The following is a 23,860-nucleotide window of genomic DNA, read 5'->3' on the forward strand; positions in this document are numbered from 1 at the left end:
TGACAGTTTCATAGTGTTTCGGTGGTCATAGCGTGAGGGAAACGCCCGGTTACATTCCGAACCCGGAAGCTAAGCCTCACAGCGCCGATGGTACTGCAGGGGGGACCCTGTGGGAGAGTAGGACGCCGCCGAACAATCATTCCAAAAAGACCCCCTCCCGTTCGGGAGGGGGTCTTTTTGCGTTAACGTCTCTCCACCACGTCCAAGCCCGGTGGAGAGGCACGAGCCCTTGCAGAACCTGACCCTTACCTGGGAGTCCGCCGGGGGCGCCGCGGTCGCACTCTACGGTGGCTCGTACGCGGCCGCCCGGGTCCGGCGGGGGGCCGTCTCGGCGGTCCTGCGGGAGGCCGGCACCCTGCTCGCACTGTTCGCGCTCTGGCAGCTGGTCGGGAGCCTCTCGCTGATGAGCACCGAACACGCGCTGGACCGGGCGAGCTGGATCCACCGGACGGAGCTGGCACTCGGGCTGCCGGACGAAGCGGCCTGGCAGGAGGCGGTGACGCCGTACCCGGTGCTGGTGAGGCTGGCCAACTACTACTACGCGGCGATGCACTTCACGGTGATGATCGCGGTGCTGGTCTGGGTGTTCCTGCGGCACCGCGAGCGGTACGCGTGGGTGCGGACCACCGTGGTGGTCACGACGGCGGTCTGCCTGGCCGTGCAGTTCATCCCGGTGGCCCCGCCCCGGATGCTGCCGCAGGAGGGCTTCGTGGACGTCGCGGCGGAGTACGGGCAGTCGGTGTACGGGGGAGCGGTCGCAGGGGTGGTCAAGGCGGCGCAGCTGTCGGCGATGCCGTCGGTGCACGTGGCCTGGTGCGTGCTGGTGGCGGTCGCCGTGATCAAGGTGTCGCCCAGCCCGCTGCGCTGGCTGATGCTGCTGCACCCGGTCCTGACGGTGACGGTCGTGGTCGTCACGGCCAACCACTTCTGGGCGGACGGCCTGGTGGCGGTGGCGATCCTGCTGCTGGCGTACGCGGCCCAGGCCGGTGTCGCCCGTCGGCGGGCCCGGCGCGAGGCTGCGGTGCGGTCCGCGGCCGAGCCGGAGCGGGTGTCCGCGGGCGGTTGAGCCGTCACCGGACAGCAGCGTCGCCCCGGCAGCAGCGTCGCCCCGGCGGCGGTGGCGGCCGGGGCGACGGCGGGGCGAGGGTGAAGCGTGATGTGCCGGTGGGCCGGGCCCCGTGGGGGGTGGGTCCGGACCACCGGCACCCCTGCCGTTACTTGACGGGCAGGGCGTCCCGGCCCCACGCGCTGTTGGTCAGCGACGCGGTGGCCCAGTACCAGGCCGTCAGCCCGGAGGCTGCTGCGACCCAGCCGGCGGCCTTGGCGAGGCCCCCGGAGGTGTTGAAGACGGCGAGTGCGGAGAGCAGCAGCGAGACCGTCAGCAGGCCGTAGACGGCCCGGCTGAACAGTCCTGCGTTCCAACTGGCCGCGGTGAGGGTGAGCGCGAGCAGGGCCCACAGGAGCAGGAACAGGCCGGCCGCGTTCTTGTGGGCGCCGGAGGCCGTGGACCAGGTGGCCCAGAAGGCGCCGAGGCTGGTGAAGGCGGTGCCGGTGAAGCCCTCGCCGCCGCGGAACTGCCAGAGACCGGCGATGAAGAGGGTGAGACCGCCGACGACGTGGGCGAGACGGGCCGAGTCCCCTACGGCGGTGCCACTGAAGATGCCGGTGGAGAGGAGGCCGTAGGCGAGGAGAGTCAGGCCGAGTGCGAGGTAACCGAGGTTACCCGCGTCGGCGCCGGTTGAGCGGGCGTTCAGTGCCCCGGTAGCTTCGTTGCTCACCGGAGGCTCCTTTCACTCTGGGCGCGCGCAGGGCGCAGTGAACTCGGGTGAGTTTCGATGAGGTGGATGCGCGCGATCGCGCCGAGGGCGCACGGCTGGAGCGTGCGACGGCTGCGATCAGAATGCTGGGCCAGCGGAGAACCGCTGGTCACGTCCCCGCCGGGGGATTCCCCGGTGAGATCGGTGTACCCAGGGTGAGCGGGCTTGTACCCTTGTGAATCGCACAATTTGTGACGCCGTCAGCCAGGGATCGTTCACGGTCCGACAGGACCCGAACCCGAGCCCGGAGTCGAACGGCCCGAACCCGCGTCGACCCGAACCCGGTCCGGACCCGAGCCCGGGTAGGGCTCAGGCGGTGCGCTGGGTGGGGACCCGCAGGGTGAGGATCGCCATGTCGTCGGACGGCGGCTCGGGGGCGAACCGCTCGACCGCCCGCTGCACCCGCATCGCGACCGCGCCCGCGGTCAGCCCGGTGCAGCCGGTGAGCACCTCGGCGAGGCCGTCGTCGCCCAGCATCCGCCGGCCCTCACGGCGTTCGGTGACCCCGTCGGTGACACACAGCAGGACCTCGCCGGGCAGGAGCACCAGGCGCTCGGCGGTGAGTTCGAGGTCCTCCATGACGCCGAGCAGCGGCTGCGGGGTCGCGGCGCGGTCGACCTGGCCGTCGGTGCGCAGGCGGAGCGGCAGCGGGTGGCCGGCGCAGACCAGGGAGAGCTCGGTGCTGCCGTCCGGAAGGGGCGTCAGCTCGCCGTACAGCAGGGTGAGGAAGCGGCTGCGCGAACCCTCGTCCAGGATGGCGGTGTTGAGCCGGCTGAGGACCTGCGGGGCGTCCAGGCCCTCGCGGGCGAGCAGGCGCAGCGAGTGCCGGGCGAGGCCGGTGACGGAGGCTGCCTCCGGGCCGGTGCCGCAGACGTCGCCGATGGCGAAGCCGTAGGTGCCCTCGCGGATCGGGAAGAGGTCGTAGAAGTCGCCGCCGACCTCGTTGCCCTCGCCGGCCGCCTGGTAGTAGACGTCCACCTCGACGCCCGGGATCTCCGGCAGGTCCGGTGGCAGCAGGCTGCGCTGGAGGGCCTGGCTGGTGGCGGTGCGCTCGGAGTAGAGGCGGGAGTTGTCGAGGGCGAGGGCGGCCCGGCGGGAGAGGTCCTCGGCGAGTTCGAGGACCTCCTGGCGGAACCGGACACCGGTCGGGGTGCCGAGGACGAACAGGCCGATCACGCGGTTGCGGGCGGTCAGCGGCAGGACGACCGTCTCGCCCAGGAGCCCGGACAGGTCGGGACTGTCGGCGAGTCCGTTGCCGCGCGCGGTGTCGGTCGGCGCGGTCCAGAAGCGGGCTCCGTGGGTGGGGCCGGCGTCGGGCGCTGGGGTCTTGTCGAGCAGGGCGCGCAGCGGGTCGATGCGGTCCTCGTCCTCGTGCAGGACGAAGGCGAGCGAGGCCGCGGCGCCGTGGTCGCCGTTGGTGTAGACGGCGCACCAGGAGGAGAGGGTGGGGACGGCCATCTGCGCCATCAGGGCGAGGGTCTGCTCGTGTTCCAGGGTGCCGGCCAGCAGGTCGGAGGCCTCGACGAGGAAGGAGAGCGAGCCGCGGCGCAGCCGTTCGAGTTCGGTGAGCCGGGTGGACTCGACGGCCAGGGCGAGCCGGTCGGCGGCGAACTGCAGGCGGAGCGCGTCCTCGTTGTCGTACCGGCCGGGTGCGGCGGTGGCGATGCCGAGCGAGCCGATGAGCCGGCCCTCGACCTTGAGCGGGACGGTGAGCAGGGAGCGCATGCCGCTGCCGCCGAGGACGGGCAGGCCGGTGGGCCGGGAGACGAGGTCCTCGTGGACGGAGGGGAGGCGGGGCGAGTCGTAGCGGTTGCCGGTGTCGACCGGGAACCGGCTGTGCCGGCGGTGGCCGGAGGTGAGTCCGGTGGCGGCGCGGACCTCGAACTCGGTCTCGTCGTCGGTGGTGAGCAGCAGGTAGGCCGCGTCGGCGTCGAGCAGGTCGCGGGCGCGTTCGACGGTGTGCTGGAGCATGGTGTCGAGGTCCTCGCCGGAGCCGAGGCCGGCCAGCAGGTCGAGGCGGGCGGCGGTCTCGGGCTTCTCGCCGGGCAGGGCCCGGGCGGGGGAGCGCAGGACGGCGCGGTCGTCGTCGAGGACGAGCAGGCAGAGCGCGGAGGGTGTGCCGTCGGTGTCGCGGAGGCGGACCTGGACGCCGTAGACGTCGACGGTGGAGCCGTCGGCGCGGCGCAGGGCGTAGCCGCCCTCCCACCGGGCGAGGCGGAGGGTGGCGGCGAGGCCGAGCCCGGGGGTCTGGGGCCAGACGGCGAGGTCGGCCCAGGGACGGCCGAGCACGGTGTCGGCGGGGTGCTGGAAGAGCGCCTCGGCGTCGGGGTTCCAGGCGAGGACGCGGCCGTCGTCGTCGAGCTGGACCACGGCGACGTGGACCGGGCCGCTGCTGCTGGGCAGTTCGCTGCCGGGGGTGGCGGGGACGGCGTAGCGGGTGCCGGCGACGTGGGCGGGAAGGGCGAGGCGGAACCAGACGGTCTTGCGGCCGGCGCCGTACTCGACGCCCCAGCGTTCGGCGAGGGCGGCGCACATCAGCAGGCCGCGGCCGCCCTCGCCGTCGGGGTCGGCGTAGTGGTCGGAGGCGGTGGCCGGGACGTCGGCGAACGTGGGCAGGCCGCGTTCGGGGTGGTGGTCGGTGACCTCGATCCGGACGGTGTCCGCCTCGCGCAGGCAACAGACCTCGGCGGCGGTGCCGGCGTGGACGACGGCGTTGGTGACGAGTTCGCTGACCAGCACCACGGCGTCGTCGACGACCTCGGGCAGGCCCCAGCCCAACAGGGCGTCGCGGACGAACGAGCGGGCGGCGGAGGCCGACCGACCCACCGGTTCGAAGGTGGCGGCTGCGCGCGCGGTGACCACGTTGCCACGTCTCCTCTGCTCTGGCCCTGGCTGTCCGGTGTGCGGCGCCGGCTCGCGGTGTGCGCCGACGGGGTGGGCGGCGGCTCGGGGCGGGGCGCGGCCCGGTGCAGCGCTCCACCCTACTTTCCGCTTGGTTCCCCGTGGGGGCGGGGCGTCGAAACAGGCACCGGAGGGTGATTCTGACCACCTGTTTCGGCCGGGGCGGTACCAACCGAGCGCAACCGGCCTTATACCCGGCGCGAGTACTGCCAGACTGGGGGGTCCGCGGTGTCCGGTCCGAGCAGTACGGTCGTTGCGGGTGCCGGTGGTCCGCGTGCGGGTCACCGGGACGTCACCGGGACGGTACCCGGTGCCGGGCCCGTCCGGGGCGCGGTCGCGCGGTGCCGGACAGTTCACCATTTGGGAGGGGCCCGTTGAGTTCGGCCACCAAGGACGCAACCGGTACGACGCCGCCCGCCCAGCGTGGCGGACGCTCCGGGGCCGCGCCGCGGAGCGCGGCCGGCCGGCGTGCCAATCACAGCCGCGGTGCCGAGCCGGCCGAGCTGCGCAAGCTCCTGTCGGCGCTGACGGCGATGCGCGACGGCAACTTCCGGCGCCGGCTGACGGTGCCGGGGGACGGTCCGCTGGCGGAGATCGCCGCGGTGTTCAACGAGGTCGCCGAGCGGAACCAGCACCTGACGGGTGAACTCGCGCGGGTGCGGCGTGCGGTGGGCCGGGAGGGCCGGCTGAACGAGCGGCTGGAGACCGGTGCGGGCGAGGGCGCCTGGATGGCGGCGGTCGACAACTGCAACGCGCTGATCGACGACCTGGCGCGGCCGATGGCCGAGGTGGGCCGGGTGCTGGCGTCGATCGCCGAGGGCGACCTGGACCAGAAGATGGAGCTGCGCTCGCTGCACAGCAACGGGGTGAGTCACCCGCTGCGCGGCGAGTACCTGAAGATCGGGCGGACGGTCAACGGGCTGGTGGACCAGCTGTCGGAGTTCACCGACGAGGTGACCCGGGTGGCCCGGGAGGTCGGTACCGAGGGCAAGCTCGGCGGCCAGGCCAAGGTGCGCAGCGTGTCCGGCAGCTGGAAGGACCTCGCGGACTCGGTCAACACCATGGCCGGCCGGCTGACCGCGCAGGTGCGGAACATCGCGCAGGTGACCACGGCGGTGGCCAAGGGCGACCTCTCCCGCAAGGTGACGGTCGAGGTGGCCGGCGAGATGCTGGAGCTGAAGAACACCGTCAACACGATGGTGGACCAGCTGAACGGCTTCGCGGCGCAGGTGACCGGGGTGGCCCGGGACGTGGGGACGGAGGGCCGGCTCGGGGGCCAGGCGCAGGTGCCGGGCGTCGCCGGGGTCTGGCGCGACCTCACCGACTCGGTGAACTTCATGGCCGACAACCTGACCGGCCAGGTCCGCAGCATCGCGCAGGTGACGACGGCGGTGGCGCGCGGCGACCTCTCGCAGAAGATCGAGGTGGACGCGCGCGGCGAGATGCTGGAGCTCAAGAGCACCATCAACACGATGGTGGACCAGCTCTCCGGCTTCGCCGAGCAGGTGACCCGGGTGGCCCGTCAGGTGGGCACCGAGGGTCGGCTCGGGGGTCAGGCGCAGGTACCCGGCGCGGCCGGGGTCTGGCGGGACCTGACCGACAACGTCAACTTCATGGCGAACAACCTCACCGATCAGGTGCGGAACATCGCGCAGGTGACCACCGCGGTCGCCCGGGGCGACCTGTCGCAGAAGATCCAGGTGGACGCGCAGGGCGAGATCCTGGAGCTGAAGAACACCATCAACACGATGGTGGACCAGCTGAGCGCCTTCGCCGACGAGGTGACGCGGGTCGCCCGGGACGTCGGCACCGAGGGCATCCTCGGTGGTCAGGCGAGCGTGCCCGGGGTGTCCGGCACCTGGAAGGACCTGACCAACAGCGTCAACCTGATGGCCAACAACCTGACCAGCCAGGTCCGCAACATCGCCGAGGTGACCACGGCGGTGGCGCTCGGGGACGTCTCGAAGAAGATCACCGTCGATGCGCGCGGGGAGATCCTGGAGCTGGTCACCACCGTGAACACCATGGTGGACCAGCTGTCGGCGTTCGCCGACGAGGTCACCCGGGTGGCGCGCGAGGTGGGTACGGAGGGGATCCTGGGCGGCCAGGCCCGGGTGCGCGGGGTGTCGGGCATCTGGAAGGACCTGACCGACAACGTGAACTTCATGGCGTCGAACCTGACGGGCCAGGTGCGGAACATCGCCGAGGTGGCGTCCGCCGTGGCCCGCGGTGACCTCTCCAAGAAGATCACCATCGAGGCCCAGGGCGAGGTCGCGGCGCTGGCCGGGACGCTCAACACGATGGTCGACCAGCTGTCCGCGTTCGCGGTCGAGGTGACCAGGGTGGCGCGCGAGGTGGGCACCGACGGCACCCTGGGCGGTCAGGCGAGCGTGCCGGGGGTGGCCGGGATCTGGAAGGACCTGACCGACAACGTCAACCTGATGGCCAACAACCTGACGGGCCAGGTGCGGAACATCGCGCTGGTGATCACGGCGGTGGCCCGCGGCGACCTTTCGCAGAAGATCGACGTCGACGCGCGGGGCGAGTTCCTGGAGCTGAAGACCAGCATCAACACCATGGTCGACCAGCTGGGCTCGTTCGCCGACGAGGTCACCCGGGTCGCCCGCGAGGTGGGCACCGACGGGCGGCTCGGCGGCCAGGCCCGCGTGCCGGGCGTGGACGGCACCTGGCAGGACCTGACCGAGTCGGTCAACGAGCTGGCCAACAACCTGACCCGGCAGGTGCGCGCGATCGCGCAGGTCGCCACCGCCGTGACCAGGGGCGACCTGTCGCTGCGGATCGACGTGGACGCCGCCGGGGAGCTCGACGAGCTCAAGGACAACATCAACCAGATGATCGCCAACCTGCGCGAGACCACCCGCACCAACCAGGAGCAGGACTGGCTCAAGACCAACCTGGCCCGGATCTCCGGCCTGTTGCAGGGCCGCCGGGACCTGGAGGCGGTCGCCTCGCTGATCATGACCGAGCTCACCCCGGTGGTCTCGGCCCAGCACGGCGCCTTCTTCCTCGCCCAGCCGGCCGGGCGCACGGCGGAGCTGATCACCGAGGACGACGACGAGAACGACACCGTGCTGCGGCTGATCGGCAGCTACGGCTACCAGCGGCGGGCGATGCCGACCACCTTCCGTCCCGGCGAGTCGCTGATCGGCCAGGCGGCGGTGGAGAAGCGGGCGATCATCCTCAAGGAGGCCCCGCCCGGGTACCTGAAGATCGCCTCGGGCCTCGGCGAGGCCTCGCCGGCCCACATCGTGGTGCTGCCGGTGCTGTTCGAGGGCAGGCTGCTGGGCGTGATCGAACTGGCCACCTTCAGCTCGTTCACCACCGTCGCACTGGACTTCCTCAACCAGATCGCCGACCTGATCGGCGTCACCGTCAACACCATCAGCGTCAACACCAAGACCGAGGGCCTGCTGTTGGAGTCCCAGCGGCTGACCGCCGAACTCTCGATGCGGTCCGCCGAGTTGGAGGCGCGTCAGGAGGAGCTGGAGCGCACCAACGAGGAGTTGCAGGAGAAGGCCGAGCAACTCGCCCAGCAGAACCGGGACATCGAGATCAAGAACAGCGAGATCGAGGAGGCCCGGCAGGTGCTGGAGGAGCGGGCCGAACAGCTCGCGCTGGCCTCCCGGTACAAGAGCGAGTTCCTCGCCAACATGTCGCACGAGCTGCGCACCCCGCTCAACTCGCTGCTGATCCTCGCCAAGCTGCTCTCCGACAACAACGAGGGCAACCTCTCGCCGAAGCAGGTCGAGTTCGCCGACACCATCCACGGCGCCGGATCGGACCTGCTCCAGCTGATCAACGACATCCTCGACCTCTCCAAGGTCGAGGCCGGGAAGATGGACGTCCGGCCGGCCCGGATCGCGCTGGTCCAGCTGGTCGACTACGTGGAGGCCACCTTCCAGCCGGTCGCGCTGGACAAGAACCTGGAGTTCGGGGTCCGGGTCTCGCCGGCCCTCCCGGTCACCCTGCACACCGACGAGCAGCGGCTCCAGCAGGTGCTGCGCAACCTGATCTCCAACGCGGTGAAGTTCACCGACGCGGGCGCCGTCGACTTCTCGATCACCCCGGCCGGCCCGGACGTCCCGCAGCACGTGCGGGAGCGGCTGCTGGAGGCCGGGGCGATCCAGGGGCCGGACGACCCGCTGATCGCCTTCGCGGTCTCCGACACCGGCATCGGCATCCCGGACAACAAGCTGCGGGAGATCTTCGAGGCGTTCAAGCAGGCCGACGGCACCACCAGTCGCAAGTACGGCGGCACCGGTCTCGGACTGTCGATCAGCCGGGAGATCGCCCGGCTGCTCGGCGGCGAGATCCACGCCGAGAGCGAGCTCGGCAAGGGATCCACCTTCACGCTGTACCTGCCGCTGCGCAGCGAGGCTCCGGAGGCCGTTCCCGGGGCCGGCCAGATGCCGCGTGCCGCGGTGGGGGTGACCCCTGCCGGGACGCCGGTGCCGGTCGGTGAGAACCCGGCCGACCACTGGGCCCAGGAAGTGCGCGAGCTGGCCGAGGTCCGCCGCCGGGGCGCGGTCGAACGACGCCGCGCCGCGGCCCTGGAGTCGCCGCCCGCCGAGGGCAGGTCCGTCGGCGGCCGTCCGGTCGAGCCCGTTCCGACGATCCGCCACTCGGCCCGGGTGGACACCCGGTTCGACGGCGAGCAGGTGCTGATCGTGGACGACGACGTCCGCAACGTCTTCGCGCTCACCAGCGTGCTGGAGCAGCACGGCCTGACGGTGCTGTACGCGGAGAACGGCCGCGAGGGCATCGAGATGCTGGAGCAGCACGAGAACGTGGCGCTGGTCCTGATGGACATCATGATGCCGGAGATGGACGGCTACGCGACCACCGAGGCGATCCGCCGGATGCCGCAGTTCGCGGGCCTGCCGATCATCGCGCTGACCGCCAAGGCCATGAAGGGCGACAAGGAGAAGTCCCTGGAGGCCGGTGCCACCGATCACATCACCAAGCCGGTGGAGACCGACCACCTGCTCGCGGTGATGCACGAGTGGCTGACCGCCCGGAGGCGGTAGGCGGCATGGCGGGGGCGTGAACTCCGTGATTCGCTCCGGGGTTCACGCCGTGGCGGCGGGCGGTTTGCTGGCGGGGAGGGGTGGGAACCGGGTAGGGTCACCGATCGTTGCGAACAGTGACCGGGCGGCGACTCGCTGGTGAGCGTGCGCCGGTGCACTGTGTGCGTGCCGTTCCGGAACCAGACGCGACGGAGCGATGTGCCGGGCGAGGGGGTGCGGCTAGCATGACCGGGGTAGTGGTGGGCAGTACGCGGGTGCCTTCCCCAGGTAGGCAAGCGACAGGAGGGCGCGTCGTGATGCAGAAGGCGAAGATCCTCCTGGTCGACGACCGACCGGAGAACCTTCTCGCGCTGGAGGCGATCCTCTCGGCGCTGGACCAGACCCTGGTCCGGGCGGCCTCGGGTGAGGAGGCGCTCAAGGCGCTGCTCACCGACGACTTCGCGGTGATCCTGCTGGACGTGCAGATGCCCGGGATGGACGGCTTCGAGACGGCCGCCCACATCAAGCGGCGCGAGCGCACCCGGGACATCCCGATCATCTTCCTGACCGCGATCAACCACGGGCCGCACCACACCTTCCGCGGCTACGCGGCCGGTGCGGTCGACTACATCTCCAAGCCCTTCGACCCGTGGGTGCTGCGCGCCAAGGTCTCGGTCTTCGTCGATCTGTACATGAAGAACTGCCAGCTCAAGGAGCAGGCGGCACTGCTCAGGCTCCAGCTGGAGGCGAGCGGCGCCGAGCCGGCCCTCGGCGGTGCGCTGCTGGGCGAGCTGTCGGCGCGGCTGGCGTCGGTGGAGGAGCAGGCCGAGGCGCTGACCAAGCAGCTGGACGGCACCGAGGACAGCGGGGTGGCGGCCACGGCGGCGCACCTGGAGCGCAAGCTGGCCGGCCTGCGGCGCGCGCTGGACGCCCTGCGCCCCGGCGCCGACTAGGAAGCCCCGGGCGCGGCGTCGAGAGTGCCGCGCCGTTCCTTCTTCCGGGTGAACCGCGACCGGGGTGACGGTGTGTCTGCGACACGTTCCGCCGCCCCGGTACGACGACATGGGCACAGGTCGCGGACCCCGGTAGGCTGCTGACCCATGGCCACACGCACGCCCGGAAGCGCGGCACGCAACCCGAGCCCGGGACCGTCCAAGAAGGCCGCGGCGAAGGCTCCGGCCAAGGCGCCGGTGAAGAAGGCGGCCGCCAAGAAGGCCGCCCCGGCGAAGAAGACGGCGGCCAAGCCGGCTGCCGCGCCGCCCCCCGCGCCCAGGCCGATACTCTTCCGCGCCGTGCGCGCCGTCTGGCTCGGCACGGCCCACGGCATCGGCGCGGTCTTCCGCGGGTTCGGCGACGGGGCCAAGAACCTGGACCCGGCCCACCGCAAGGACGGCGTCGGCCTGCTGCTGCTCGCGCTCGCCCTGGTCACGGCGGCCGGGACCTGGTTCAGCCCGCAGGGCTGGCTGGGCGAGGCCGCCACCAACGTGGTCTCCGGCCTGTTCGGCCGGCTCGACGTGCTGGTGCCGTTCCTGCTGGCCGTGGTCGGGGTCAGGCTGATGCGCCACCCGGAGCTGCCGGAGGCCAACGGGCGGATCATGATCGGTCTGACCACCCTGCTGATCGGCGTGCTGGGACTGGTCCACATCGGCTGCGGCGCCCCCATGATGGGCAGCGGGGCGACCAGGATAAGGACGGCCGGCGGGATCGTCGGCTGGGCCGCCTCCACCCCGATGATGGCCGCCGCCGGGCCCGCGCTCGCGGTGCCGCTGCTCCTGCTGCTCGCCTTCTTCGGCCTGCTGGTCACGACCGCCACCCCGGTCAACCGGATCGGTGAGCGGGTGCGCGGCGTCGGCGTCCGGCTTGGCGTGGTCGAGCCCGGTCCCCAGGACGAAGTCTCCGGGGGGCGTACGCCGGAGCGCGAGCACTCCACCGAGCCGCCGGAGGACGCCGACCCGTCGGCGCTGCCCTTCACGGTGGACACCGAGGGTGACGGCGCCGTCGACGAGGTGGGCGCCCGCCGGCGCCGCCGACGGCGCAAGCCGGCCGAGGAACAGGCCGCGGAGCCGGACCCCTTCGCGAAGGAGGCCGTCGACCCGTACGCGACCCGGGACCTCGCCGCCGGGGCCGCCGCCGACCTGGACGGCGCACTGGTCTACGGCGTGCCCGCCTCCTCGGCGGTGGCGGACATGATGCACCAGGTGCAGGACCGCACCGCCCTGCCGGAGGAGCCCGCGGTCCCGGCAGCCCGCACCGGCGGCCTCGCCGCCGCCGAGGAGCACGGCGCGGCGCCGGTCCGGATGGAGCAGCTCCAGCTCTCCGCCGGCCTCACCTACTCGCTCCCCCCGCTCGACCTGCTGGAGCGTGGCGGCCCGGCCAAGGCCCGCAGCGCCCTCAACGACGAAGTGGTCGCCCAGCTCACCGTGGTCTTCGCCGAGTTCAAGGTGGACGCCCGGGTCACCGGCTTCACCCGGGGCCCGACGGTCACCCGCTACGAGGTCGAGCTCGGCCCGGCGGTCAAGGTCGAGCGGATCACCGCGCTCGGCAAGAACATCGCGTACGCGGTGGCCAGCCCGGACGTGCGGATCATCAGCCCGATCCCGGGCAAGTCGGCCGTCGGCATCGAGATCCCGAACCGGGACCGCGAGATGGTCAACCTCGGCGACCTGCTGCGCTCGCGCACCGCCGCCGAGGACACCCACCCGCTGGTCGTCGGCATGGGCAAGGACGTCGAGGGCCACACCGTGACGGCCAACCTCGCCAAGATGCCGCACATCCTGGTGGCCGGTGCGACCGGCGCCGGCAAGTCGTCCTGCATCAACTGCCTGATCACCTCGGTGCTGGCCCGCGCCACCCCGGACGAGGTGCGGATGGTGCTGGTCGACCCCAAGCGGGTCGAGCTCACGGCGTACGAGGGCATCCCGCACCTGATCACGCCCATCATCACCAACCCGAAGAAGGCCGCCGAGGCCCTCCAGTGGGTGGTGCGCGAGATGGACATGCGGTACGACGACCTCGCCGCGTACGGCTTCCGGCACGTGGACGACTTCAACGCGGCGGTCCGGGCCGGCACGGTCACCCCACCGCTCGGCAGCGAGCGCGAGCTGACCCCGTACCCGTACCTGCTGGTGATCGTCGACGAGCTGGCCGACCTGATGATGGTCGCCCCGCGGGACGTCGAGGACTCGGTGGTCCGGATCACCCAGCTCGCCCGAGCGGCCGGCATCCACCTGGTGCTGGCCACCCAGCGGCCGTCGGTGGACGTCGTCACCGGGCTGATCAAGGCCAACGTGCCGTCCCGGCTGGCGTTCGCCACCTCGGCGATGGCTGACTCCCGGGTCATCCTGGACCAGCCCGGCGCGGAGAAGCTGATCGGCAAGGGCGACGCGCTGTTCCTTCCGATGGGTGCGAGCAAGCCCATCCGGATGCAGGGCGCGTTCGTCACCGAGGCGGAGATCGCCGCGGTGGTGAACCACTGCAAGGACCAGCTGACCGCCGTCTACCGGGACGACGTGACGGTCGGCGGCGGGCCGAAGAAGGAGATCGACGAGGAGATCGGCGACGACCTGGACCTGCTGATCCAGGCCGCCGAGCTGGTGGTCTCCACGCAGTTCGGGTCCACCTCGATGCTCCAGCGCAAGCTGCGGGTCGGCTTCGCCAAGGCCGGGCGGCTGATGGACCTGATGGAGTCGCGGGGGATCGTCGGCCCGAGCGAGGGCTCCAAGGCCCGCGACGTGCTGGTGAAGCCGGACGAGCTGGACGGGGTCATCGTCACCATCCGGGGGTGACGGACCGCCCGGGCGGAGCAGCGGGCACCCACCGGTTCCGCGCCGCTCCGCACCCCGGGAACCCGGTCGCCGCGGGGGCCGTCGCCCCTCGCCGGTCCGGCCCGTCCGAGGGGTGTTCACCCGTTCGGAGAGGGGTAGGCGAGCGGTGCGGAACCGATCGGGTGCGTACCGCGTCCCATGAGCCACACCGGATGCGCGGCCGGGAGCGGGCGCTCCGGCGGCGGTGACCCCCCGTACTGACGGGCGGTCAGTGCACGCCCGGCCCCGCGTCGGGCCGGCCGCGCGCATTCGGGCCTGTTCCGCTTGAGAAACGATCCGCCCCCGCCCCTAGACTGTTCCCCAGCAGGTGGCCCACCGCTCGAAAGGCGTGCACCGTGACCATCGGCAAGTCCCCCGACCGCGAGAACGCCCCGTCGTCCGCGCCGCCCCCCGGCGCGGCGGAACAGACGGCCGATGCGCCGAGCATCGGCCGGGTGCTGTCCGCCGCCCGGATCGAGGCCGGACTCACGGTGGATCAGGTGAGTACCGCCACCCGGGTCCGGGTGCCACTCGTGCATGCCATCGAAGAGGACGACTTCGACCGGTGCGGCGGCGACTTCTACGCCCGCGGCCACATCCGCTCGATCGCCCAGGTCGTCGGTGTGGACGGCGAGGCGCTGGTCGCCCGGTACGACGCCGACCACGGTGGCTCCCCGGCCTCCCGGCGGCCCACCCAGCTGATCGAGAGCGGCCCGATCAAGGTCCCGGGTCGCGGCCGGCCGAACTGGACGGCGGCGATGGTCGCGGCGATCGTCGCGGTCGTCGGGCTGATCGGCTTCAACCTGGTCAGCGGCAAGACCGGCGGCAGCACGACCACCGGCTCGGCCAGCGCCCCGCTGCCCGCCGGCTCCGGCACCGGTTCGGTCGCCCCGGCGGCCCCCGTGCCGACCCCGGCCGTGCAGCCGCCCGCGCCGGTGCCCAGCGCCGCCGCGATCGCCGCCGCCCCGGCCGACAAGGTCACCGTGAAGCTGGTCGCCGAGAAGGACACCAGCTGGGTCTCGGCGGTCGACGGCAACGGGAAGTCGCTGTACCAGAACAACATCGAGGAAGGTCAGGACCAGACCTTCACCGACCCCAAGCAGATCAAGTTGGTGATCGGCAACGCCGGCGCCGTGCACGTGTACGTCAACGGCAAGGACCTCGGCCCGGCGGGCAAGAACGGCCAGGTGGTGCACGTCACGTACACCCCGGGCGACCCGCAGGCGGGCTGATCGCAGGGGGCGTCCGGCCCGGTCCGGACCCCGTGAACCGAGGCGCGCGGCCTCCGGGGCGAACGGCTCCGGCGGCCGCGCGTTAATCTTGGCCCTATGCCTGAACGCCGTACTGTCGCCCTTGTCACGCTCGGATGCGCCCGCAACGAGGTGGACTCCGAGGAACTCGCCGGGCGACTGGAAGCCGACGGCTGGTTGCTCGTGGACGACGCCGCCGAAGCCGACGTCGCCGTCGTCAACACCTGTGGCTTCGTCGAGGCCGCCAAGAAGGACTCCGTCGACGCCCTGCTGGAGGCCAACGACCTCAAGGGCCACGGCCGCACCCAGGCGGTCGTCGCGGTCGGCTGCATGGCCGAGCGGTACGGCAAGGAGCTGGCCGACGCCCTGCCCGAGGCGGACGGCGTGCTCGGCTTCGACGACTACTCGGACATCTCCGACCGCCTGCAGACCATCCTCTCCGGCGGCCACCACGCCCCGCACATCCCCCGCGACCGCCGCAAGCTGCTGCCGCTGAGCCCGGTCGAGCGGCAGTCCGCCGCCGCCGAGGTCGCCCTGCCCGGCCACGGGGCCCCCGAGGACCTCCCTGAGGGCCTCGCCCCGGCCTCCGGGCCGCGCACCCTGCGCAAGCGGCTGGACGACAGCCCGGTGGCCTCCGTCAAGCTCGCCTCCGGCTGCGACCGGCGGTGCTCGTTCTGCGCGATCCCGGCCTTCCGCGGCTCGTTCATCTCGCGCCGTCCCTCCGACGTGCTGCACGAGGCCCAGTGGCTGGCCGAGCAGGGCGTCCGCGAGGTGGTCCTGGTCAGCGAGAACAACACCTCGTACGGCAAGGACCTCGGGGACATCCGGCTGCTGGAGACGCTGCTCACCGAGATCTCGGAGACCGACGGCGTCGAGCGGGTCCGGGTCTCCTACCTGCAGCCCGCCGAGATGCGCCCCGGGCTGATCGACGCGATGACCGGCACCGAGGGCGTGGTGCCCTACTTCGACCTCTCGTTCCAGCACTCGGCCCCGGCGGTGCTCCGCCGGATGCGCCGCTTCGGCTCCACCGACCAGTTCCTGGAGCTGCTCGGGACGATCCGCTCCAAGGCCCCGCAGGCCGGCGCCCGGTCGAACTTCATCGTCGGCTTCCCCGGCGAGAGCGAGGCGGACTTCGCCGAGCTGGAACGGTTCGTCACGCACGCCGGGCTGGACGCGATCGGCGTCTTCGGTTACTCCGACGAGGACGGCACCGAGGCCGCAGGCTTCGAGGACAAGCTGTCCGAGGACGTGGTCGCGGACCGGCTGGCCCGGCTCAGCAGGCTCGCCGAGGAGATGACCGCCCAGCGTGCCGAGCAGCGGATCGGCACCGAGATCGAGGTGCTGGTCGAGTCGGTCGACGGCGACCTGGTCGAGGGCCGCGCGGCCCACCAGGCGCCCGAGACGGACGGTCTCACCACGCTCACCGGCGTCGAGCACCCCGAGGTGGGCGGGTTCTACCGCGCCCGGGTGGTCGCCAGCGAGGGCGTCGACCTGGTCGCCGAGGCGCTGGAGCAGGTGCGCGTCCGCCGGGCACCCGGAGCAGGGGAATGACCCACGGGCCCGGCGCCCCGGCCGCGGCCCACCCGGGCAGACCGGAGGCCGCGGTGCCCCCGGAGCCGGGGATCTGGAACATCGCCAACATGCTCACGATGCTCCGGCTGCTGCTGGTGCCGGTCTTCGTGACGCTGCTCTTCGCCGACGGCGGCCACGACCCCAAGTGGCGCTCGGTCGCCTGGGCGTCCTTCGCCGTCGCGATGATCACCGACCTGTTCGACGGGGAGCTGGCCCGCCGCAAGGGCCTGGTCACCGACTTCGGCAAGATCGCCGACCCGATCGCCGACAAGACGATCATGGGCGCGGCGCTGATCGGCCTCTCGGTGCTGGGCGACCTGCCGTGGTGGATCACCGTGGTGATCCTGGCCCGCGAACTCGGCATCACGCTGATGCGGTTCTGGGTGATCCGCTTCGGCGTGATCCCGGCCAGCCGGGGCGGCAAGCTGAAGACGCTCACCCAGGGCATCGCGGTCGGCATGTACGTCCTGGAACTCACCGGCTGGCTGGCCACCGCCCGGGCCCTGCTGATGGGGCTCGCGGTGCTGCTGACCGTCGGTACCGCGCTGGACTACGTCGGCCAGGCGCTGCGGCTGCGCCGTGAGGGCCTCGCGGCGGCCCGTACGGAGCGCTGAGACCCCGGACGGAGTGCCGCGGTCCCGCCGGCGACGGTTCCCGTCCCGGCGGGGCCGTTCCGACTTTTGCCGGTCGAGGCGGGGGGCTGCGGGGGCTGCCGGGCGCACAATGGCGGGTACTCCGGGGCGGGCCCGGGGGGTGCGAGGGAGGGACGTCGGGATGAGTGGCAGAGCTGCGACGGACGGCAGAACCGACTCAGTGACGGCCGCCGGGGGCGGGCAGGCGGTGCCCGGGCAGTCCGGGGACGCGGGGCGGTCCGGGCAGTCCGGGCCCGGACCGGTGCCCGGTGGGCGGGCCGCGGACGGGCCGGCGGACCGGGGGTCGACGGACCGGGGACCGGCGGACTACGGGCTGGCGGAGCGGGCGCACGCCGCACTGCGGGCCGAGGGCGGGACGGTGGCCGTCGCCGAGTCGCTGACCGGCGGGCTGCTGGCGGCCGCGCTGGTGGACGTCCCGGGGGCGTCCACCACCTTCCGGGGCTCGGTGACCGCGTACGCGACCGAGCTGAAGGCCTCGGTGCTCGGGGTCGACGAGGGCCTGCTGGAGGTCAACGGGCCGGTCCACCCGGTGGTCGCCCGGCAGATGGCCGAGGGCGTACGGAAGTTGCTGGGTGCCACCTACGGGGTCGCGACGACCGGGGTGGCCGGTCCGGACCCGCAGGACGGACAGGCGGTGGGCACGGTGTACCTCGCGGTCGCCGGCCCCGGGGGAAGTCTGGTCACTTCGCCACGGTTGTCGGGAGAGCGTGCCACAATCCGTCACGGGGCGGTGACCGCCGCTCTGGAGCTGCTCGTCGGGCGGCTTCCGTCCGGTACGCCCACGCACTGAGTCCTCGTCCGCCGCCGCTCCCGCCGCTCGCCCGACGTCCCGCAGCGGCGGTGCCGTCGAGGTGCCGCCGCAGCGCCGCCGGTCCCGTCCGCCGAGATCTCCACCGAACCGAGATCTGCCGAACTGGCGTACGGGCATCGTGCGGCTGGAGGATCGTGTTACATCAGTGGGCCCGGATGGGCAGAAACCAGGTGGCGAACGAGTGGCGCGGCGGTAGCCGGGTGCCGCCCGGAGGGTACGACGAGGTGCCCGCAGACCCGGGTGCGACACCGAAATTGGGGAGGGGACAGCCTTGCAGCCCAGAGTGAACACGACCATGGTCCCCGCACGCGAAGCGGGCAAGGCGGTACGGTGGGGGCGTGACATCTCGATCCGCAGTCCGAGGAGGGAGGCACCGATGATCCTGCTTCGTCGCCTACTGGGCGATGTACTGCGTCGGCAGCGCCAGCGCCAGGGCCGCACACTCCGCGAGGTGTCGGCAGCCGCCAGGGTTTCGCTCGGTTACCTCTCCGAGGTCGAGCGGGGACAGAAGGAGGCCTCCTCGGAGCTGCTCTCCGCCATCTGCGACGCACTCGACGTCCGGATGTCCGAGGTCATGCGCGAGGTCAGCGACGAACTGTCGCTCGCCGAACTTGCGGCGATGGCCACCCTCTCCGAAGGTGAACTGCTGAGGCCGGTGCTCGAACCGGTACAGCTGCCCGCCCCCGGCGCCGACCGGGCGAACATGTCGCCCAAGGCCGCCGCGATGGACGTGGTCGCCGCCTGATCCGGCCTCGACACCCGGGCGCCTGGTGCCCGGGGCGAGCGAAGGAGGGCGGTCGTGCGGAGAACGGTGGTGGCGCGTACGCGTACCGGGGCCCGAATACGGCTCCGGCGGCGGTGGCCGCAGCCGGTCCGCCGTGGTCTGCCGGTCCTGGCCGGCGGACTCGGTTGGTGGCTGCTGGCCGCCCCCGGACAGCTGCCCGACGGTGCGGTGCCGGTCCTGCTGGCGGCCGGCGGCTGGGGGCTCGGGTTGATCCCGGTCCACGCCGACCGGAACGCCACGGGCCCGGCGAGGCGCCGGACGGGTGAGCCGACGGCCCGGGCGGAGGCGGAGTCTCCGGTCGGGTGAGGACGAACGCGGACGAGGGCCGCGGCACCGGGAAACCGGCGCCGCGGCCCTCGTCGTGTGTCCGGCGGGCGGTGGGCGGCGGGCCGGGACCGGGGCCGGGCGGTGACGGGGACGGTGCCTAGGGCCGCAGGCGCAGGCCGCGCGGGGTGGCGTGGAAGCCGGCCTCCTCCAGGGCGGCACCGAGGTCCGAGCCGAGGGCGGGCGTGCCGTTCGCCCGTTCGACGGTGACGCTGCCGAGCGCCCCCGAGCGGACCGCGGTGGCCAGCGCGGCGGTCGCCGTGGCGAGCGTCGACGCGTCCTCCGGCCAGGCCAGCAACGACTTGCCGCCGCGTTCGACGTAGAGGCTCAGCTCGCCGTCGACCAGGACCACCAGGGCGCCCGCCTTCCGGCCCGGGCGGTGTGCCCGGGTCGCGGCGCCGTCCCCCGTGCCGCCCGCACCGGCCGGCGGCTCGGGCCAGGGCAGTGCGGCGCCGTAGGCGTTGGCCGGGTCCGCGGCGGCCAGCACCAGGGCCTGCGGCGGCTCCGCGGAGGGGGCGGCCGGCCACTCGGTGGCCCGGGTGCGCTCCAGCCGGCCGTTGACCGACCGCAGGCGGTCGGCCGCGCCCTCCATGGCGAACTGGGCACCGCCCAGCCCCTCCACGAAGTAGCCCCGGCGGGTCCGCCCGCGCTCCTCCATCGCGGCGAGCACCCGGTACACCCCGGCGAAGCCGCCCGGGACCCGTTCGGCCGCCACCGCGCCGCGGGTGAGCAGGCCGTGCCGGTCCAGCAGGCTCTGCGCCTGGGCGGTGGCCCGGACGGTCTGTTCGGTGGTGAAGGCGGGCAGCAGCGACCAGCGTCCGCCGACCGTCGGCGGACCGCTGCGCAGCGCGCCGCCGGCCCGGCCGAACGGGCGCCCCGCGCCGCCGTAGCGTCCGCGCGGGACGGCCCGGGGCGCCCGGTGCGCGGTGGACCCGGCCGTCCGGCCCGAACCGAGCAGGGCGCGCAGCGGCGCCAGGGTGTCGTTGCTGACGTAGCCCGCCCAGACGAGGTCCCAGAGCGACTCGACGAGCTCCTGCTCGGGGGTGTCCGGGAGGTGTGCGACCAACTGGCGGAAGAAGAGGCCGTAGCCGCCGGCCAGTGCCTCCATGAGCGCGGTGTGCACCGGGGTGACGGTGGGCGGGATCGGTTCTGGGCGCAGCAGCTGGGCGTTCTCGGCCAGGTGCAGGCTGATCCAGCCGTCCTTGCCCGGCAGGGCGCCGGCGCCGGTCCAGCCGATCTCGCCGGCCGCCATCAACTCGTCCAGCAGGCCGGGGGAGTAGTCGGTGAGCCGGGCCGGGAGGACCAGCTTCTCCAGGGCCGACGCGGGCAGCGCGGCGCCCTGGAGCTGCTCGACCACCCGGAGCAGGCCGTCCGGGCCGCGCAGCCGGTGGCCGGCCAGGTGCTGCCACTGCGGCAGGAAGGCCGCCAGGGCGCGGGGCGGGACGGGTTCGACCTCCTGGCGCAGGGCGGCCAGCGAGCGACGGCGCAGCCGGCGCAGCACGTCGGTGTCGCACCACTCGACGGCGGCGGTGTGGCCCTCGACCGGTCGGAACTCGCCCTGGACCAGGCGGCCGGCGGCGGTGAGCCGGTGCAGGGTGCCGGTGACCACGGCGGTGCCGAGACCGAAGCGGTCGGCGGCCTCGGCGGCGGTGAACGGCCCGTGGGTGCGCGCGTGCCGGGCGAGCAGGTCGCCCAGCGGGTCCTTGACCGGTTCGGTGAAGGCTTCGGGGACGCCGACCGGGAGGGGGGTGCCGAGGGCGTCGCGCAGCCGCCCGGCGTCCTCGATGGCGGCCCAGCGCCGTTCGCCGGCGATCCGGACCTGGATCACCCGGCGGGCGGACTCCAGTTCCAGGGCCCAGAGCGGTTGGGCGCCGCGGGCGGTCAGCTCCGCCTCGGTGAGCGGGCCGAGCAGGCGCAGCGCGTCGGCGACGCCCTCGGCGTCCTTGATCCGGCGCTCGGGGGTGAGCCGCTGGAGCTCGGCCTCCAGCTCGGCCAGGACCTCCGGGTCGAGGAGCTCGCGCAGTTCGGCCTGGCCGAGGAGTTCGGAGAGCAGCCGGGAGTCGAGCGAGAGCGCGGCGGCCCGGCGTTCGGCGAGCGGGGAGTCCCCCTCGTACAGGAACTGGGCGACGTAGCCGAAGAGGAGCGAGCGGGCGAACGGGGAGGGCTCGGTGGTGGTGACCTCGATCAGGCGCACGGCGCGGGATTCGAGGTCCCCCATCAGCTCGACCAGGCCGGGGACGTCGAAGACGTCCTGGAGGCACTCGCGGACGGCCTCCAGGACGATCGGGAAGGAGCCGTACTCGGAGGCGACCTCCAGGAGCTGGGCGGAGCGCTGCCGCTGCTGCCACAGCGGGGTGCGGCGGCCGGGGCTGCGGCGGGGGAGCAGCAGGGCGCGGCCGGCGCACTCGCGGAAGCGGGAGGCGAACAGGGCGGAGCTGCCGACCTGGTCGGTGACGAGCTGTTCGATCTCGCCGGGCTCGAACAGGGCGGCGTCCGCGCCGACCGGGGCGTCGTCGGCGGGAGGCCGCCCGGCGGGGTTGCCGAAGTCGAAGTCGACGGACAGCAGGTCGGCGTCCGGGAGACGGAGCACGATGCCGTCGTCGGCGTGCATCACCTGCGGGTCGAGGCCGTGCTTCTCCCGCAGCCGGGCGCCGAGGGCGAGCGCCCAGGGGGCGTGCACCTGGGCGCCGAAGGGGGAGTGGATGACGATCCGCCAGTCGCCGAGTTCGTCGCGGAACCGCTCGACCACGATGGTGCGGTCGTCGGGGAGGTGGCCGCAGGCGGTGCGCTGCTCGGCGAGGTAGGCCAGCAGGTTGCCGGCGGCCCAGTCGTCCAGGCCGGCCCCGCGGAGCCGGGCGGTGGCGGCCTCGGTGTCGAGGGCGCCGAGCTCGCGGGTGAAGGCGCCGAGGGCGCGGCCGAGTTCGAGCGGGCGGCCGAGGGAGTCGCCCTTCCAGAACGGGAGGCGGCCCGGGACACCGGGGGCGGGTGTGACCAGCACCTTGTCGTGGGTGATCTCCTGGATCCGCCAGGAGGTGGTGCCGAGGGTGAAGACGTCGCCGACACGGGACTCGTAGACCATCTCCTCGTCCAGCTCCCCCACCCGTCCGCCCCCCTTCTTGGGGTCGGCCCCGGCGATGAAGACGCCGAACAGGCCGCGGTCCGGGATGGTGCCGCCGGAGGTGACGGCGAGCCGCTGCGCGCCGGGCCGGCCGGTCACGGTGCCGGCCACCCGGTCCCAGACCAGGCGGGGCCGCAGCTCGGCGAAGGCGTCCGAGGGGTAGCGGCCGGCCAGCATGTCGAGCACGGCGTCGAAGGCGGACTGGGGCAGGGAGGCGAACGGCGCGGCGCGGCGGACCACGGCGAGCAGCTCGTCGACCTGCCAGGTCTCCATCGCCGTCATGGCGACCAGCTGCTGCGCCAGTACGTCCAGCGGGTTGCGGGGGATGCGCAGCGCCTCGATCCGGCCGGTGCGCATCCGTTCGGTGACCACGGCGGACTGGACGAGGTCCCCGCGGTACTTGGGGAAGACGACGCCGGTGGAGACGGCGCCGACCTGGTGGCCGGCCCGGCCGACGCGCTGCAGGCCGGAGGCGACCGAGGGCGGGGACTCGACCTGGACGACCAGTTCGACGGCGCCCATGTCGATCCCGAGCTCCAGGCTGGAGGTGGCGACCACGGCGGGCAGCCGGCCGGCCTTGAGCTCCTCCTCGACCAGGGCGCGCTGTTCCTTGGAGACCGAGCCGTGGTGGGCGCGGGCGATCACCGGCGGGGCGCCCTTGGCGGCGCCGGAGCCGCCCATCAGGAGGGCGGGGGCGTGGTCCTCGGGGAGGGCGGCGCCGGTGGCGCGCTCCAGGGCGATCTCGTTCAGCCGGTTGCAGAGCCGCTCGGCGAGGCGGCGGGAGTTGGCGAAGACGATGGTCGAGCGGTGCGCCTGGACGAGGTCGACGATCCGCTCCTCGACGTGCGGCCAGATCGAGTTCTGCCGGGCCGGGTCGTCGTCGGAGGCGCTGCCGGCGGTGGGGGAGGCGGGCAGGTCGTCGAGGTGGGGTACGGGCACCACCACGGAGAGGTCGAACTCCTTGGTGGACGGCGGCTGGACGACGACGGCGCCGCGCCCGGGGCTGAGGAAACGGGCCACCTCCTCGACCGGGCGGACGGTGGCGGAGAGGCCGATCCGGCGGGCCGGGCGGTCCAGCAGCGCGTCCAGCCGCTCCAGGGAGAGCGCCAGGTGGGCGCCGCGCTTGGTGCCCGCGACGGCGTGCACCTCGTCCAGGATCACCGTGTCGACGCCCCGCAGCGCCTCGCGGGAGGCCGAGGTGAGCAGCAGGAAGAGTGATTCGGGGGTGGTGATCAGGATGTCCGGCGGGTGCGTGGCGAAGCGGCGGCGGTCGGCGGCGGGGGTGTCGCCGGAGCGGATGCCGACCTGGACGTCGGGCTCGGGCAGGCCGAGCCGGACGGCGGCCTGCCGCAGGCCGGCCAGCGGGGCGCGGAGGTTCCGTTCGACGTCGACCGCGAGGGCCTTGAGCGGCGAGATGTAGAGGACCCGGCAGCGGCGCCCGGCCTCGTCGGGCGGCGGGACGGAGCTGAGCCGGTCCAGCGCGGACAGGAAGGCGGCGAGCGTCTTGCCGGAGCCGGTGGGGGCCACGACCAGGACGTCGGTCTCCCGGCCGATGGCGCGCCAGGCCTCGGCCTGGGCGGCGGTCGGGGCGGAGAAGGCGGCGCCGAACCAGGCCCGGGTGGCCGGGGCGAAGCCGGCCAGCGGGTCGGACGGGGACGGTGTCTGGGTCTGCGGCGCCATGCCCCCATGGTGCCGGGTGCCACTGACAGAGGGGGGACCCGGAGACGGCACGGCGGGTGTGTGGCCGTTCGGTGGAGCTGATCGGGCAAAACAGACAATCCGACCATATGGTGATGGTTC

At 73.2% G+C, this 23,860-nt stretch carries 13 protein-coding genes and 1 rRNA gene; 11 read left to right on the plus strand and 3 right to left on the minus strand.

All coding sequences use genetic code 11. The annotated features are described in order from the left end of the window. The first annotated feature begins 17 nt into the window (after nt 1-17). Nucleotides 18-134 (plus strand): 5S ribosomal RNA (rrf, locus tag PUR56_RS20500). A 95-nt stretch (nt 135-229) separates the two neighbouring features. Continuing rightward, nucleotides 230-1,066, plus strand: coding sequence for a phosphatase PAP2 family protein (locus tag PUR56_RS20505; protein WP_329882543.1), 837 nt, complete (start codon nt 230-232; stop codon nt 1,064-1,066). Nucleotides 1,067-1,214: 148 nt separating this feature from the next. Here PUR56_RS20505 and PUR56_RS20510 read toward each other — a convergent pair whose 3' ends face one another. Next, nucleotides 1,215-1,778, minus strand: a complete 564-nt coding sequence (locus PUR56_RS20510) for an acetate uptake transporter (RefSeq protein WP_329882544.1) — start codon at nt 1,776-1,778, stop codon at nt 1,215-1,217. Nucleotides 1,779-2,126: 348 nt separating this feature from the next. Next, a complete protein-coding gene (locus PUR56_RS20515; RefSeq protein WP_329949972.1) occupies nt 2,127-4,679 on the minus strand; it encodes a SpoIIE family protein phosphatase in 2,553 nt (850 codons plus the stop codon). Between the two features lie 542 nt (nt 4,680-5,221). On the opposite strand from PUR56_RS20515, the gene PUR56_RS20520 reads away from it, so the two are divergent. The 9 genes from PUR56_RS20520 to PUR56_RS20560 all read left to right on the plus strand — a co-directional run bounded on the left by PUR56_RS20520 (nt 5,222) and on the right by PUR56_RS20560 (nt 18,924). Next, the gene (locus PUR56_RS20520) at nt 5,222-9,766 is read left to right on the plus strand and encodes a HAMP domain-containing protein (RefSeq protein WP_329950053.1); all 4,545 of its coding nucleotides are present in this window, start codon (nt 5,222-5,224) and stop codon (nt 9,764-9,766) included. A gap of 293 nt (nt 9,767-10,059) precedes the next feature. After that, a complete protein-coding gene (locus PUR56_RS20525; protein WP_329882546.1) occupies nt 10,060-10,698 on the plus strand; it encodes a response regulator in 639 nt (212 codons plus the stop codon). A 147-nt stretch (nt 10,699-10,845) separates the two neighbouring features. Next, nucleotides 10,846-13,530, plus strand: a complete 2,685-nt coding sequence (locus PUR56_RS20530; RefSeq protein ID WP_329949973.1) for a DNA translocase FtsK — start codon at nt 10,846-10,848, stop codon at nt 13,528-13,530. 374 nt (nt 13,531-13,904) lie between these two features. Continuing rightward, complete coding sequence (locus PUR56_RS20535) at nt 13,905-14,780, plus strand: helix-turn-helix domain-containing protein (protein WP_329949974.1); 876 nt, start codon at nt 13,905-13,907, stop codon at nt 14,778-14,780. Between the two features lie 96 nt (nt 14,781-14,876). Continuing rightward, on the plus strand, nt 14,877-16,349 hold the full coding sequence (rimO, locus tag PUR56_RS20540; RefSeq protein WP_329882549.1) for a 30S ribosomal protein S12 methylthiotransferase RimO: 1,473 nt from the start codon (nt 14,877-14,879) through the stop codon (nt 16,347-16,349). Beyond that, nucleotides 16,346-16,984: a CDP-diacylglycerol--glycerol-3-phosphate 3-phosphatidyltransferase gene (pgsA, locus tag PUR56_RS20545; protein WP_329882550.1), complete on the plus strand. Its 639-nt coding sequence runs from the start codon at nt 16,346-16,348 to the stop codon at nt 16,982-16,984. The genes rimO and pgsA overlap by 4 nt, the downstream gene beginning before the upstream one ends. Nucleotides 16,985-17,336: 352 nt before the next feature. Next, a complete protein-coding gene (locus PUR56_RS20550) occupies nt 17,337-17,813 on the plus strand; it encodes a CinA family protein (RefSeq protein ID WP_329882677.1) in 477 nt (158 codons plus the stop codon). A gap of 397 nt (nt 17,814-18,210) precedes the next feature. After that, the gene (locus PUR56_RS20555) at nt 18,211-18,579 is read left to right on the plus strand and encodes a helix-turn-helix domain-containing protein (protein ID WP_327681118.1); all 369 of its coding nucleotides are present in this window, start codon (nt 18,211-18,213) and stop codon (nt 18,577-18,579) included. A gap of 54 nt (nt 18,580-18,633) precedes the next feature. Beyond that, nucleotides 18,634-18,924 (plus strand): hypothetical protein, encoded by a 291-nt coding sequence (locus PUR56_RS20560; RefSeq protein WP_329949975.1) that lies wholly within the window; start codon nt 18,634-18,636, stop codon nt 18,922-18,924. Nucleotides 18,925-19,042: 118 nt separating this feature from the next. On the opposite strand, the gene PUR56_RS20565 is transcribed toward PUR56_RS20560, so the two are convergent. After that, nucleotides 19,043-23,740, minus strand: a complete 4,698-nt coding sequence (locus tag PUR56_RS20565; RefSeq protein WP_329949976.1) for an ATP-dependent helicase — start codon at nt 23,738-23,740, stop codon at nt 19,043-19,045. Nucleotides 23,741-23,860 lie beyond the last annotated feature (120 nt).

This window comes from Streptomyces sp. BE303 (genome assembly GCF_036290945.1).
Taxonomy (GTDB): domain Bacteria; phylum Actinomycetota; class Actinomycetes; order Streptomycetales; family Streptomycetaceae; genus Kitasatospora.

Bases quoted from the DNA above. Each gene is read 5' to 3' on its own strand.
- PUR56_RS20530 (WP_329949973.1), top strand. From the start codon at position 10,846: ATGGCCACACGCACGCCCGGAAGCGCGGCACGCAACCCGAGCCCGGGA.
- rimO (WP_329882549.1), top strand. From the start codon at position 14,877: ATGCCTGAACGCCGTACTGTCGCCCTTGTCACGCTCGGATGCGCCCGC.
- pgsA (WP_329882550.1), top strand. From the start codon at position 16,346: ATGACCCACGGGCCCGGCGCCCCGGCCGCGGCCCACCCGGGCAGACCG.
- PUR56_RS20555 (WP_327681118.1), top strand. From the start codon at position 18,211: ATGATCCTGCTTCGTCGCCTACTGGGCGATGTACTGCGTCGGCAGCGC.
- PUR56_RS20565 (WP_329949976.1), bottom strand. From the start codon at position 23,740: ATGGCGCCGCAGACCCAGACACCGTCCCCGTCCGACCCGCTGGCCGGC.